This is a genomic window from Bacillus vallismortis (assembly GCF_004116955.1).
In the GTDB taxonomy this organism is placed as follows: domain Bacteria; phylum Bacillota; class Bacilli; order Bacillales; family Bacillaceae; genus Bacillus; species Bacillus vallismortis.
The window spans coordinates 4,230,510-4,243,509 of record NZ_CP026362.1; the positions used below are offsets into that span (position 1 = coordinate 4,230,510).

At 44.8% G+C, this 13,000-nt stretch carries 13 protein-coding genes and 1 tRNA gene; 5 read left to right on the top strand and 9 right to left on the bottom strand.

The window, feature by feature from the left end:
- Positions 1-7: 7 nt before the first annotated feature.
- A complete protein-coding gene (locus tag BV11031_RS22285; RefSeq protein WP_129551020.1) occupies positions 8-985 on the bottom strand; it encodes a 2-hydroxyacid dehydrogenase in 978 nt (325 codons plus the stop codon).
- Positions 986-1,388: 403 nt separating this feature from the next.
- On the opposite strand from BV11031_RS22285, the gene BV11031_RS22290 reads away from it, so the two are divergent.
- Both BV11031_RS22290 and BV11031_RS22295 read left to right on the top strand, forming a co-directional pair.
- Positions 1,389-1,973, top strand: coding sequence for a beta-class carbonic anhydrase (locus BV11031_RS22290; protein ID WP_010328696.1), 585 nt, complete (start codon positions 1,389-1,391; stop codon positions 1,971-1,973).
- A gap of 17 nt (positions 1,974-1,990) precedes the next feature.
- Entirely contained in the window at positions 1,991-3,592 is a 1,602-nt protein-coding gene (locus BV11031_RS22295; protein ID WP_010328695.1) for a SulP family inorganic anion transporter, read from the top strand.
- A gap of 26 nt (positions 3,593-3,618) precedes the next feature.
- Here the strand turns inward: BV11031_RS22295 and BV11031_RS22300 are convergent, their stop codons facing one another.
- Positions 3,619-3,939 (bottom strand): MazG nucleotide pyrophosphohydrolase domain-containing protein, encoded by a 321-nt coding sequence (locus BV11031_RS22300; protein ID WP_010328694.1) that lies wholly within the window; start codon positions 3,937-3,939, stop codon positions 3,619-3,621.
- Positions 3,940-4,054: 115 nt separating this feature from the next.
- Here BV11031_RS22300 and BV11031_RS22305 point away from each other — a divergent pair, with 115 nt between their 5' ends.
- Complete coding sequence (locus BV11031_RS22305) at positions 4,055-4,630, top strand: LOG family protein (protein WP_010328693.1); 576 nt, start codon at positions 4,055-4,057, stop codon at positions 4,628-4,630.
- A gap of 49 nt (positions 4,631-4,679) precedes the next feature.
- Here the strand turns inward: BV11031_RS22305 and clpP are convergent, their stop codons facing one another.
- Complete coding sequence (clpP, locus tag BV11031_RS22310; protein WP_003219849.1) at positions 4,680-5,276, bottom strand: ATP-dependent Clp endopeptidase proteolytic subunit ClpP; 597 nt, start codon at positions 5,274-5,276, stop codon at positions 4,680-4,682.
- Positions 5,277-5,545: 269 nt separating this feature from the next.
- Between clpP and BV11031_RS22315 the strand changes: the two genes are divergently transcribed.
- Together BV11031_RS22315 and BV11031_RS22320 are read left to right on the top strand one after the other, a co-directional pair.
- Positions 5,546-5,621: transfer RNA gene (locus BV11031_RS22315), tRNA-Arg, on the top strand.
- Between the two features lie 152 nt (positions 5,622-5,773).
- The gene (locus BV11031_RS22320) at positions 5,774-6,289 is read left to right on the top strand and encodes a DUF3231 family protein (protein ID WP_010328692.1); all 516 of its coding nucleotides are present in this window, start codon (positions 5,774-5,776) and stop codon (positions 6,287-6,289) included.
- A gap of 293 nt (positions 6,290-6,582) precedes the next feature.
- Here the strand turns inward: BV11031_RS22320 and BV11031_RS22325 are convergent, their stop codons facing one another.
- From BV11031_RS22325 to sacB, 6 genes are all read right to left on the bottom strand, one after another.
- A complete protein-coding gene (locus BV11031_RS22325) occupies positions 6,583-6,903 on the bottom strand; it encodes a DMT family transporter (RefSeq protein WP_010328691.1) in 321 nt (106 codons plus the stop codon).
- Positions 6,903-7,238: a DMT family transporter gene (locus BV11031_RS22330; RefSeq protein WP_010328690.1), complete on the bottom strand. Its 336-nt coding sequence runs from the start codon at positions 7,236-7,238 to the stop codon at positions 6,903-6,905. Before BV11031_RS22330 ends, BV11031_RS22325 begins: the two co-directional genes overlap by 1 nt.
- Before the next feature lie 79 nt (positions 7,239-7,317).
- Positions 7,318-7,902: a TetR/AcrR family transcriptional regulator gene (locus tag BV11031_RS22335; protein ID WP_010328689.1), complete on the bottom strand. Its 585-nt coding sequence runs from the start codon at positions 7,900-7,902 to the stop codon at positions 7,318-7,320.
- 94 nt (positions 7,903-7,996) lie between these two features.
- Entirely contained in the window at positions 7,997-9,559 is a 1,563-nt protein-coding gene (gene aspP, locus BV11031_RS22340; protein ID WP_010328688.1) for an aspartate/proton symporter AspP, read from the bottom strand.
- 107 nt (positions 9,560-9,666) lie between these two features.
- Positions 9,667-11,217, bottom strand: coding sequence for a glycoside hydrolase family 32 protein (locus tag BV11031_RS22345; RefSeq protein ID WP_010328687.1), 1,551 nt, complete (start codon positions 11,215-11,217; stop codon positions 9,667-9,669).
- A 76-nt stretch (positions 11,218-11,293) separates the two neighbouring features.
- Positions 11,294-12,715 carry a levansucrase gene (sacB, locus tag BV11031_RS22350; protein ID WP_010328686.1) on the bottom strand — a complete coding sequence of 474 codons (1,422 nt, stop codon included), beginning with the start codon at positions 12,713-12,715 and terminating at the stop codon, positions 11,294-11,296.
- Positions 12,716-13,000 lie beyond the last annotated feature (285 nt).

A 13,000-nucleotide genomic window follows, 5' to 3' on the forward strand; every position in this document is an offset into this window, starting at 1 on the left:
TTTTTTATTATTGAAATTCTTTTGTGAGATGTTTCGGTGTTTGCCCTTGGAGGGCTGCGATCATGTTTTCGGCAGCCTGTTTGCACATGTTGAAGCGCACTTTTGCTGTTGCGGAACCGATATGAGGAAGCAGCGTGACGTTATCTAGCTGTAAGAGCGGATTATCTTGTGTGACAGGCTCTTTGTCGTATACATCTAGGCCGGCTCCCCTAATCCAGCCTTCCTGAAGGGCGCGAATCAATGCTTTTTCATCAACTGTCTTTCCCCGGGAAATATTGACGAAAATTGCTGAGTTCTTCATCATCTTAAATTCGCGTTCTCCTATCATGTGATACGTTTCATCAGTCAGCGGCGTAATGAGCAGAATAAAATCAGACTGTTCGAGCAATGTATCAAGCTCAGCGTACTTGACGCCGATGCTGTCTTCCGTTTCTTGTTTGCGATGGCGGTTATGATAAAGCACTTCCATATCGAAGCCGAATTTGGCGCGTTTTGCGGCTTGTTCACCGATTCTGCCCATCCCGATAATGCCTAATGTCTGATGATGAACATCAATGCCGAAAAGCGCTTCCTCATCAACTGTTCCCCATTTTCCGGATCTGACGAATCGGTCCAGTTCAGCAACACGTCTGGCGGAAGATAGAATCAGAGAAAAGGCCAAGTCCGCAACTGTGTTATCCAGTGTATAAGGTGTATGAGTGCCGGCGACATCTCTTTCTTTCATGGCTTCTATATCGAAGTTATCATAGCCTACGGATTGGTTGCTGACCACTTTAAGCTTTGGCGCATGTTCCAGCAATTCACGATTGATTGACGGTCCGGACGTTCCTGACGTTAAAAGCCCTTCTGCTTCTTTTAATTTCTCAAATAGCACGTCATTTGGAAGTGTATCCTCCCTCCATATTTCATAACGGCAATGTTCACCGATGAATGATTCAATCTCTTCAGGAATCGGTTTAGTGATGAATACAAATGGTTTCAACAAGGCTCCCCCTTTATGGCTGTTGTCTATTTTATTATATCGGAAATAAATATTTGTTAAAATGATAGCTGTGTTCAATTTAATTTCTGGTTCTTTTGAACTTAAAATGAATCTGAAAACTGGGTAAACAGTTAAAATTGCTTTAAAAAGTTTTTTAATTATCTGAATTCACCTATATTTTTTGTCAGACAAACCACGATTATGCGAGCTGAATCCAGACTATAGGATTCAATAAATATAAATTTTATTATCTTTGAAAGATATAAATGTGTATGTTTTGTTTCTACCGTCCATTTATAGTGTCTTTTTTTGAAAGCCGTTTCACTTCGTGTTCCTATGCTATAATTCCTTACTGTAAGCTGGGTAAGAAGGCTTGCAATATCATATGGATGGGAGATGAATCAAAATGGTTTCTTTAACATCAATTTTGGAACACAATCAGCGGTTTGTCAGAGAGAGGAAGTATGAACCGTACAAAACGACAAAATTTCCTTCAAAAAAGCTCGTCATTGTCACCTGTATGGATACACGGCTCACCGAACTTCTTCCGCAAGCAATGGGACTGAAAAACGGCGATGCTAAAATTGTAAAAAACGCGGGAGCCATCGTTTCTCACCCATTTGGAAGCGTGATGCGCAGCATACTGGTGGCAATTTATGAACTGCAGGCTCAAGAGGTGTGCATTGTCGGCCACCATGAATGCGGGATGTCTGGACTGAATGCGTCCTCGATTCTCGAGAAAGCAAAGGAACGCGGAGTGGAAGAGAGCTGCCTGAATTTGCTGGCGAGCGCCGGACTTGATTTGAAAACATGGCTGACCGGTTTTCACAGCGTAGAAGAAAGCGTTTCCCACAGTGTGAATTTGATCAAGAACCATCCGCTGCTGCCGAAACAGGTGCCGGTTCACGGTCTTGTCATTCACCCTGAAACAGGAAAACTTGATGTGGTCATTAACGGTTATGAAACTGAGCTCATAAACACTCAATCATAAGGGGGTTATAGCAAAATATGCGATTCTCAGGGAGATTCAAGGACTATAATTTGCAGAAATTTCAGAAAGACTTGATTGCAGGTATCGTAGTAGGTGTCGTGGCAATTCCTTTAGGGATGGCGTTTGCCATTGCCTCGGGAGTTCAGCCTGAATACGGGCTGTACACTGTTGTTGTGGCGGGGATTTGTATTTCTTTGTTTGGGGGATCCAAATATCAAATTGGCGGTCCTACAGGCGCCTTTGTCCCGATTCTATTTGGCATTGTGATGCAGTATGGCTTTGAGAACCTGTTGATCGCAGGGTTTATGGCGGGAGTGATGCTGGTGCTGTTCGGGCTGTTTAAGCTCGGAAAAATAATGAAATTCGTGCCGAAACCTGTTATCGTCGGTTTTACAGCCGGGATTGCCGTGCTGATCTTTACAGAGCAAATCGCTAACTTTCTTGGTTTGAGTCATGTTGAGAAACATGAAAATTTTCATCACAATATGTTTGAAATTGCACAGAACCTTGGCACCTTTAACGTGTATGCCATTTTGACAGCGGTGATTGGGCTCGTCATTTTGCTTGTATCCGCGAAAGTGATGCCGAAAGTGCCCGGCGCTTTATTGGCGCTTCTTATTTCGACATTGGTCGCGGTTGTCTTTTTCCCTGACCGCATGGCAACGATCGGATCAACGTATGGAGAAATTCCCCGTCATTTGCCGGAATTTCAGTTTCCTGAGCTGACATTGGATAAAATGGTGATGCTGTTTCCGGCGGCGCTTGTCATCGCGCTTCTTGGCGGCCTTGAGTCGATTTTGTCCGCGATGGTCGCTGATAACATGAAGGGCTCAAAGCATGACAGCAATAAGGAGCTTGTCGGCCAGGGGATTGCGAATATGGCTGCGCCGCTGTTCGGTGGAATCCCGGCTACGGGAGCGATCGCCAGAACGGCGACCAATATTAAAAACGGAGCGGTTTCGCCTGTTTCCGGCGTCGTTCACGGTGTAGTCGTTCTTCTTGTCCTGCTCGTATTCGCGCCTTATGCATCGCATGTGCCGCTTGCCAGTATGGCGCCGATCCTCATGGTCGTCGCATGGAATATGAGTGAGCGCAAGGAGGTCGCGAATATGCTGAGACTGAAGACCGCTGATTCCTTTATTTTGGCGGCGACCTTTGCGCTAACGGTTCTGTTTGATTTAATCGTCGGTGTGGCAACCGGCTTGCTCCTCGCATTTGTGTTCTTCATCAGAAGAATGAGCGAAGCGACCCGCATCCACAATCAGGAATCGCATCCTGTTTTGGCGAATGCGGCAAAGAGAGAAGACCCGTCTGTCAGCATGTATACTATAGAAGGGCCGCTGTTTTTTGGGTCCATTGATTCGCTTGAATCTTCACTGCTGGAGCATGTGCAGAAAAAGCCGAAGACCCTTATTCTGCACATGAATAAGGTGCACTACATGGATACGTCGGCTGAAGCAGTGCTTGGGAACATTATGAACCGAATTAAACGCCACAACGGAAAGCTGATGATTGTAGGATTGCAGTCGCAGCCGAAGGAGCTGCTGCATAAAACAGGCCTGTTTCACAAAATAGGAAAACAGCATTTCTTTGATCATCATGATGAAATCACAGGTTAAAAAAAGCGGCCATTGCGGCCGCTTTTTCATGCATGCTCAAAACGTTTGGTCAGTTTTTCTTGGTGGGTTTTGATGATCTCTTCTAAGGAGACATCGTACATATCAGCAAGGATGGCAATATTTCCAATGACATCTCCCATTTCCTCAATCAATTCTTGTTTTTGCTCAGCACGTGTCGACTCTTTCTCATCAGGCCGGTCTCTCCCGATTTCATATGCTCTGACAGCACGGGCCAGTTCACCGGCTTCCTCCATTAAAAAGCCGACTCGAATAAACGGTCCGTACTCTGTCCAGCCTCTTTTTTCGTAAAATTCCTTCATCCATTTCTCCGCATCAGCCAGCTGCAACATCATCACTCCGCATTCTTATGTATTTCATATTGATATTATCACATGAAGGTGGGACAATATATAGTGTGTTTTTGAATGTATGGCACGATATATAGATACGGAGATGAAAAAAATGAAAACCATTTGTGTATTTGCGGGGTCAAACCCGGGGGGAAATGAAGCGTATAAACGAAAAGCGGAAGAGCTTGGCGCCTACATGGCTGAGCAGGGAATCGGCCTTGTCTATGGGGGCTCCCGCGTAGGCTTGATGGGCGCGATTGCTGACGCAATAATGGAAAACGGCGGGACTGCGATCGGGGTCATGCCGAGCGGTTTGTTCAGCGGGGAGGTTGTCCATCAAAACCTGACTGAGCTGATTGAAGTAAACGGGATGCATGAACGGAAAGCCAAAATGAGCGAGCTGGCTGACGGTTTTATCGCCATGCCGGGCGGTTTCGGTACATATGAAGAATTGTTTGAAGTGCTTTGCTGGGCACAGATCGGCATCCACAAAAAGCCGATCGGACTGTACAATGTCAACGGATATTTTGAACCGATGATGAAAATGATCAAATACAGCATTCAAGAAGGGTTTTCTAACGACTCGCACCTTAAGCTGATCCACAGCTCTTCACGGCCGGATGAGTTAATTGAGCAAATGCAGAATTACTCGTATCCGATTTTAGAGAAAAAGTGGACGGAAATCTAAAAAGTAATGAAAAAACCTGCAAGAGACATAGCTCTTGCAGGTTACAGTATTACTTTTGCTCTTCTGTGTTGCGAGTCAGAATTTTATCAATCAAGCCGTATTCGAGCGCTTCTTCAGCAGACTTGAAGTTATCGCGGTCTGTGTCGCGTTCGATCACTTCAAGCGGCTGGCCAGTACGCTCAGCAAGAACTTTGTTTAATTTGTCGCGAAGCAAGAGAATGCGTTTCGCGGCAATTTCAATTTCTGTCGCCTGACCTTGCGCACCGCCAAGCGGCTGGTGAATCATGACTTCACTGTTTGGTAGCGCATAGCGTTTGCCTTTTTCTCCGGCAGCAAGCAGGAACGCGCCCATTGATGCAGCCATACCGATACAAATGGTAGATACCTTCGGCTTAATAAACTGCATGGTATCATAGATCGCCATACCGGCTGTAATTGAGCCGCCCGGGCTGTTGATGTAAATAGAAATATCTTTTTCAGGGTCTTCCGCTTCTAAGAATAAAAGCTGTGACACGATGGAGTTCGCAACGTTGTCATCAATCGCAGATCCAAGCATGATGATACGATCCTTCAATAGACGAGAATAAATGTCATACGCTCTTTCCCCGCGGTTCGTTTGTTCAATGACTGTAGGTATTAAATTCATAATGCTCCTCCTTCACCTTTTAGGTAAGTATGTAGTTACATGATACATTTTTGGTCAATAAAGGTCAAACAAAAAGCTGGCTTGACACGCAAAGTCTTCTCTTTTTCCCATTTTCCCCAAAAATACAAGGGTTCAAACCATCGTATGCCAGATTGCCAAATAAGATGATGTGATAGATGAAAAAACGGTCTGCTGAAATAGAGGGTTGTTATTTGGATGAACTTATCGTATAATGGGTTGTGCTGACGTTCTCATTACGCAGTCCATATGCGCTCGTAGCTCAGTTGGATAGAGCGGTGGTTTCCGGTACCACGTCTGTCGGGGGTTCGAATCCCTCCGAGCGCGTCCAATAGAACAGCAGAAAGACAAGGGTTTGGCATTTTGCCGCTCTTGTCTTTTTTGTTTGATGTTAAAATTTTTCTCTTCGATACATATATTTTCCTCCTGCTGGGCACGTTAGAGATGTGCGATATTGACATTTGCAAGGAGGATGAAATATGGGTATTTTAAGCGGAAATCCGCAAGAGGAACCGATGCATTATGGTGAGGTTTTCAGCTTGTGGAGTTATGTGATGGCAGGCAACAAAATGATCGGCAATTACCAGATGTTATTGCATCATGTCGGTGATGACGATTTGAAAAAGCTGCTTCGTGAGTCCATTGAGAAGTGCCAAGATGAAGTGAAACAAGTCAGCAGCATCCTGAAGGAAAACGGGGTGGCGCTCCCGCCGGCTTCTCCTGAACCGCCGGCAGCGGATCTGAACGATATTCCGCCGGGCGCGCGGTTTCTCGATCCGGATGTGGCAGTCTCATCAGCAGCGCAAAATGCCGCAGGGCTAGTGACATGCAGCAAAATCATGGGAGAGTCAATTCGCGAGGATATTGCCATGATGTTTGGGCAGTTCCATATCTCTAAAGCGGCAACCGGCGCAAAATACTTAAGGCTGCTAAAAAACAAAGGCTGGCTCATCCCGCCGCCGCTTCATCTTCACAACCATCAAGACGAGGCTTAATGGCAAGGGCATATACAGTTGTATATGCCTCAGCGTGTCGACAAACCCTCGCATTCGTTGTCAGGCCTGCGCGTCGGTGCTCACGAATGACGAAAGGAACGGCGGCTAAATGCTTAAGCGTCCTGCCTAAACGCCGCCGTCATCATATCCTGTGAAAGTCTGCTCCGATGCTCGTCCTTCCTAGACTTCAAGGGTTTTCAATCACGCTGAAAAGATGACAAAATCCTAAAACGAAAACCGTTTTAGGATTTTGTCAACAATCTGGGGCATATACAGTTGTATATGCCTTTATTTTATGATGAAGACGTAAGACGCAGGCCGATGACACCGGCAAGGATAAGGCCCAGACAAATCAGCTGTGAAAGCTGAAAACGTTCCTTAAACCAGATAAAGCCGACTGCAGATACGCCAATGCTGCCAATGCCGGTCCAGACGGCATAAGCGACTCCAGCAGGCAGGATCTGCATCGCTTGTGAAAGGCAGTAAAAGGATAAGCCAAATCCAACAGTCATTACAATGATCGGCCACTTTTTTCTTGTTCCATCTATATATTTCATGGCGACGGCAGCTATAATTTCTTCTATGCCGGCAACGACTAATAAAAACCATGCCATTACGAGTCACCTCCCGACTGTGTTTTGCTTTCTTTCGTGAAGAGCTTCATTCCTAAAATACCAGCCAGCAATAAAGCTAAAAAGAACATTTGCGCTGCTGAGAAGGATTCGCCCAAAACAACGCCGGTGATATATGTTCCGACAGTTCCGATTCCGACAAATACAGTGTACGCCGCAGCCATGGGGATTTTTCGATAAGAGCGGATCAACAGCATAAAGCTGATCGCGATCAAAATCAAAATCATGATCCAATCCAAAAGCGAATCGGCATGTTTGAGGGAAGAGGCCCAAACCACTTCTAAAAGTCCTGCAATCAAAACAAGCACCCAGTTCAAAATAAACACCTCTCATTTTATGAATGAACGTCAGTCATTTTTATGCCAGTAAAAAATGAGCGGTATTACCAGTCATTTTTTACACTGTAGCTAAGCTCCGTTTTAAGAAAGTAAAGATTTCTTTTTTAGTCACTTCAATATTTTCATCTTGTTCAAATCCGATATAGAATCGTTCAGCTGTGTTCTCGACCAAGTTGATAATCGTTCTGGCCGTCCATTTTGCATTGATTCCTTCCGTTACCTCGCGGCTTTCCATCGCCTTATGGATGACTTTTTCGAGCCAGGAATAATAAGGCTGATAGATCGTCTCCCATTTTTCCATGGAGTGGTCGATCGCAAGCCCGGAGTAACAGAGAACGATAATATCCTTATGGCGTTCGGTAATGAGAAATGTCTCATCAATTAATATATCTAAAACGGTCCAAAAATCCTCGTCTCCATGCAGCCTTCCTTTGATTTGGTCCAGCGTATGGGTGAGAAGATTTTCTGCGATTGCCGGGATGAGGGCATTTTTAGATGAGAAATACAAATAGAACGTTCCTTGGGCAGTGCCGGCCTTTTTGACAATATCTGATATAGAGGCTTTGTCGAGACCTTTTTCAGAAATCACGTCAATGGCAGCCTGCAGAATTTTTTCATATTTGCCCGATGTATGTTTTGGCATAAGGAATCCCTCCATTACTGACTGACTTTCATTCATTTTATAGCCGGTTTATTTGTTTGTAAAGAATAAAGAAGCAAGAAAACCTCTTGCTTCTTTATTGATCATAATCAATGGCGGCTTTCGGGAGCCCGGTATACTTTGCCCAGTAGTAAATCGCAATTGAGCCGATGGCGACCAAAATTAGGTCGACGGGATTGCTGATGATGCCTAAACCGTGTCCGAAAGAACCGATGTAGGAAAAGACCAGCATCATGATATAAAACCCGATCAGCCACCAGGCAGATTTCAGCTGCTGGGCAAGACTGACATCTTCTTGAGGCGCATATTTGCTGAAAAAGAGATAAACCAAAAACATGATGAGCTGTGAACCGAGCAGCCAAGAAACGGTCGTCCATCCTGACCAGTACACGATAAAGGCCGTGAAGATAAAGGAAAGCGGCCCGATAATGCTCATTCCTCTTAAATAAAACGGCCTGTTCAAGTCCTTCGCATTCACCCTGAGCGCTGCTGAGCAAATGGGTGCGATCGCATAGGAAAGGATGAGTGCGACAGAACAGACATTGACGAGCGCGTTCCACGAAGGGAAGGGGAGCGTCCAGAAAATCGACATGGCAAACGATAGCCAGAGTGAAGCGCGTGGTGTTCCGGTTTCTTTATTGACCTTTGAAAATATGCGAAATAATGTGCCGTTCCGCGCCCAGGCGTAAACAAGGCGAGACGTCGTATTCATAAAAATATTCCCGTTTCCACCCGGTGACAAAATAGCGTCTAAAATGACAAGCGTTGCAAGCCAGCCCAAACCGAGCATGACCGCAATATCTTTAAACGGCAATGAAAACTCCCGTCCGATTGCAGGCCAGCCGTTTTTAAGCGTTTCTGTCGGGATTGCGCCAATAAAAGTGACTTGCAAAACAGTATAAATGATGGTGGAAACGATGATGCAAACGATTAAAGCGATCGGGATGTTGCGTTTTGGATTTCGCACTTCGCCTGCAACAGCCACAATCGGGTGCAGGCCCAGGTACGCAAACATCACGCCCCCTGTCGATATCGCAGCCTGAATACCTGTAAAACCAAACGGCGCAAATCCTTCAACAGATAAATTTTGTGCGTTAAAATGAAAGATCAACACGATAATGATCGTAATCGGGACAATATATTTAAAAATCGATATGATGAAATTGGCCTTGGCGAAAGTTTTGACACTCCAATAATTCAGGAGAAAAAACAAGCATAGCAAGGCAAATTGCAAGAGCCAGCCTGCAATGGTCGGTGAATCAGAGCCTTCTTTGGTCAGGCCGGGAAACCAATAGGCCACGTATTGCCGGACTGCCGTGACTTCAATCGAAATCAGGCTTGTATAAGCGACAATTGTGACAAATGAAATTAAATAACCGACAAGGTGACCATGTGAATAAACGGGGTATCGAATGATGCCTCCGGTACGGGGCAGAGCGGCTCCGAGTTCAGCGTACACGAGCCCGATTAACAGAATGATAGCTCCGCCGATGATCCAGGAAAAAGCGCCGGAGGGCCCCGCTTTTGAGGCGACATTGCTGACAGCGAACAGCCACGCTGACCCAAAGATTGCCCCCATCCCAACCAAAATCAGATCAAACAGTGACATTGATTTTTGAAAATTTCCTTGTTTAGACATCCGCTTCCTCCTTTGCAACCAGCCTTATATTCCTTACAATGCCCAATATGCAGGAGAGAATACCGCTCTCATCAAAAAACAGATGCAGCACGGGCTGCATCTGTTTTTTATTTATGAATCGTATCCAAATGTTTCACCGTTATCTCTTTAAATGAAGCTGTGCCGCCTTCAGAATAAAGGGTAATGCCTTTATCTTCAGGTCTCGGGAACACTTGATTTGAAAAAACGGTTTTTCCATCGCCGACAAATACTTCTATCGTTGTTTTATCGACGAGAATTTTTAAATGGGTCTTCTGTTTGCTTACATCGAAAGGTGTCTTGCTTTCGACATAGGTATTGCTTTTGTCAGGCTGATTTGCAGCCGCTCTGTTGACATATGCATAGCCGTCTTCGGCGAAAATGCCGACATCAATATGGCGTTCTTGGTCTTCCGACTCTCTCAGCCTGACGCCTGCGTTCTTTAGCTCTGACCAAGAAAGATCCATATCAAGCTGGTACGTATCAGCAGTGATCGACAGTGTTTTTGATCCGCTCACATCCTGATCCTCTATGTGGTCAGTTGAAACAGTCAGCTGCTCTAAAGCTTCGATCGGCTGTGAGACGAGACTGTATGTGCCGTCCTGCTCATGCAGCCGGAGTTCACGTATAACAGAATCTGTGCCATTAAACCCATTCTTCATTGTCGGTGTGTTGTTGGCGTAATCCCAATTGTTCATCCAGGCAAGCGCATACCGCTTTTCTAATGGATCTGTGCTTTTGCCGTCTTCGAACGTCACGCCGCCGTACCAGTCAAAGCCGTAGTCAAGCCATTGCGGTCCAGTCTGATCCGCTGTAAATTCTTTTCCGTCAAAGCTTCCAGTCCAGTAAGCGTACGTATTTGGTTTGCCCCATGGTTTACCGTTCGCGCTGGCACCGAGAACCCACTTATTGGTGCCGTCACTTGCCCGCATCATGTAGAGGTCAGGACATTCCACAATGCCCGCTTGCTCTGGGAAAAATCCGCTTGTGTAATGCCAGTTTTTTAGGTTATCGGATTCATAAAAGCTGATTTTTGTCCCTTCAGCCATGGCCATGACCCATTTGTTATCCTGGTCATCCCATATGACTTTCGGGTCTCTGAAGTCGTCTGTGCCGGGATTAGGCATAACGGGGTTATCACGATAGGACTTGAATGATTTTCCTTTGTCTGTGCTATACCACAAATATTGCTCCTGTTTTTTGTCTTTGGCAGAAGGCTGTGTCACTATCGCGACAAGCGCATTTTTCCCGAATCCTGCTGTGTTATTTTTATCGATTACAACAGAACCGGACCAAATATCGCCGTCCGGGTTTGTATATTTCGGAATTGCCACGCCTTCATCGGTCCAGTGCAGGAAATCCTCTGAAACGGCATGGCGCCATTCTGTGCCGTTTCCGTTTGGGTAATCCCGATTATAAAGATAGAAATAATGGTATTGTCCATCAAAATAGATTGGTTTTTGAGGATCATTTTTCCACTTGTCCGGCGTTGTAAAATGATATGCCGCCCGGTAGTCCGGTTTCTGTGTTGATTTTGTTTTTTTGACAGGTTCTTCGTTTGGCAATAAGTCGATAAACAGCAATATTCCTGCAAAGATGAGGAAGACGGTTAGCCATTTGCCTGCTTTTTTATAGTTCATATGGGATTCACCTTTATGATGGAAATAAGAAATAAAAGAAAATGCCAATAGGATATTGGCATTTTCTTTCGCGTTTTTATTTGTTAACGGTTAATTGTCCTTGTTCAAGGATGCTGTCTTTTACAACAGATGTTTTCTTGCCTTTGATGTTCAAGAGGAAGCTTGGCGCAAACGTTGCTTGTTTGTCAGCAAAGAAACCTCTGTTTGTCATGTAGCTTGTAATGACGACATTGTTTCCTTTAGCTTGAGGCACAGCGAAGTGTGAGTAAGTAAAGGTCACATCGTTAGGATCAAGATCCATTTTTAACACAAGGCCTGTTTTGTTTAGCGGCTTGTATGGGCCTGTTAAGGAATTAGAAACATAACCAAGCATATAAATGTCATTAGATGTAATGCCGTCGATTGTCATTTTTGATCCGCGAGAGTCAGTGAACAGGTACCATTTGCCATTCATTTTAAAGACATTCGGGCGTTCAATTTCATCTGTAACTGTGTTAGATGCAATCAGCGGTTTCATCACTTTTTTCATTGTGTAGTCATCGTTTAGCTCAATGATGCCGAGTGCGCCGTTTGCTAATTCTGCTGCGCGTTTTTTATCGCTTTGCAGAAGTTTTTGACTTTCTTGACGGAAGAATGATGTGCTTTTGCCGTAGTACGCTTTGTTAAATAAAGATTCTTCGCCTTGGTAACCGTTGTCAGTTCCAGTGTTCGCTTCAAATACTAAGTATTTGCGGCCTTTATCTTCCACGTAGTGCGGATCTCTCAGCGTATGGTTATCACCGGAGCTGTAGTTGCCTTCATCGATGAACTGCTGTACATTTTGATACGTTTTGCCGTCACCGTCAAAGATTGATTTATAATCTTCTACACCGTCGATATTCAGAGAGCTGTCTGACGTTGATACGTTAACCTGTGCAGTTGTCAGTGTTTGTTTGCCGTAATGTTTACCAGAAAAGTCAGTGTAGAACAAACGAATGTGACCGTCAGATGTGAATGTCGCTGAACCAGACCATTCTTGTGTTTGGTCTTTCAGGATTGAATCATTTGCATCGAATTTGTCGCTGTCTTTGAAGACACGGCCAGCGTTTTTCCAGCTGTCAATAGACGTTTCGCCGACTTTTTGATAGAACATGTAAATCGATGTGTCATCCGCATCTTTAGGGTCTCCCGCTAACGCAAAGACAATGTGGTAGCCGTGATAGTTTGCGACTGTGCCGTCAGCGTTTTGCAATGGCCAGCTGTCCCAAACGTCCAGGCCTTTTGCAGAAGAGATATTTTTAATTGTGGATGGATCAAATTCAGGCACTTGATATTTTTCATTTTTTTGCTGTTCAGGGATTTTCAGCATGTCATGGCGTGTAATATGGGTAATGCCGTACGTTTCCTTATACGGTTTTTGGTTCGTTTCTTTCGCAAACGCTTGAGTCGCGCCTCCTGCCAGCAGTGCAGTTGTAAAGGTTAATGCTGTCGCTTGTTTTGCAAACTTTTTGATGTTCATCGTTCATGTCTCCTTTTTGATGTACTGTGTTAGCGGTTTGCTTCTTCCGGCCCTCCTGTTGAAGATGGCAAGTCAGTTACCTCAATAAAAAAAGACCTAAAATATGTAAGGGTGACGCCAAAGAATACACTTTGCCCTTTACACATTTTAGGTCTTGCCTGCTTTATCAGTAACAAACCTGCGTAATTTACTTTTCGACATCATTCTATTAGACTCTCGTTTAGATTACAACGGGTCTATTTTCCTCTTTTGTTTGATAGAAAAATGAGAAAAGACCTTCACGGA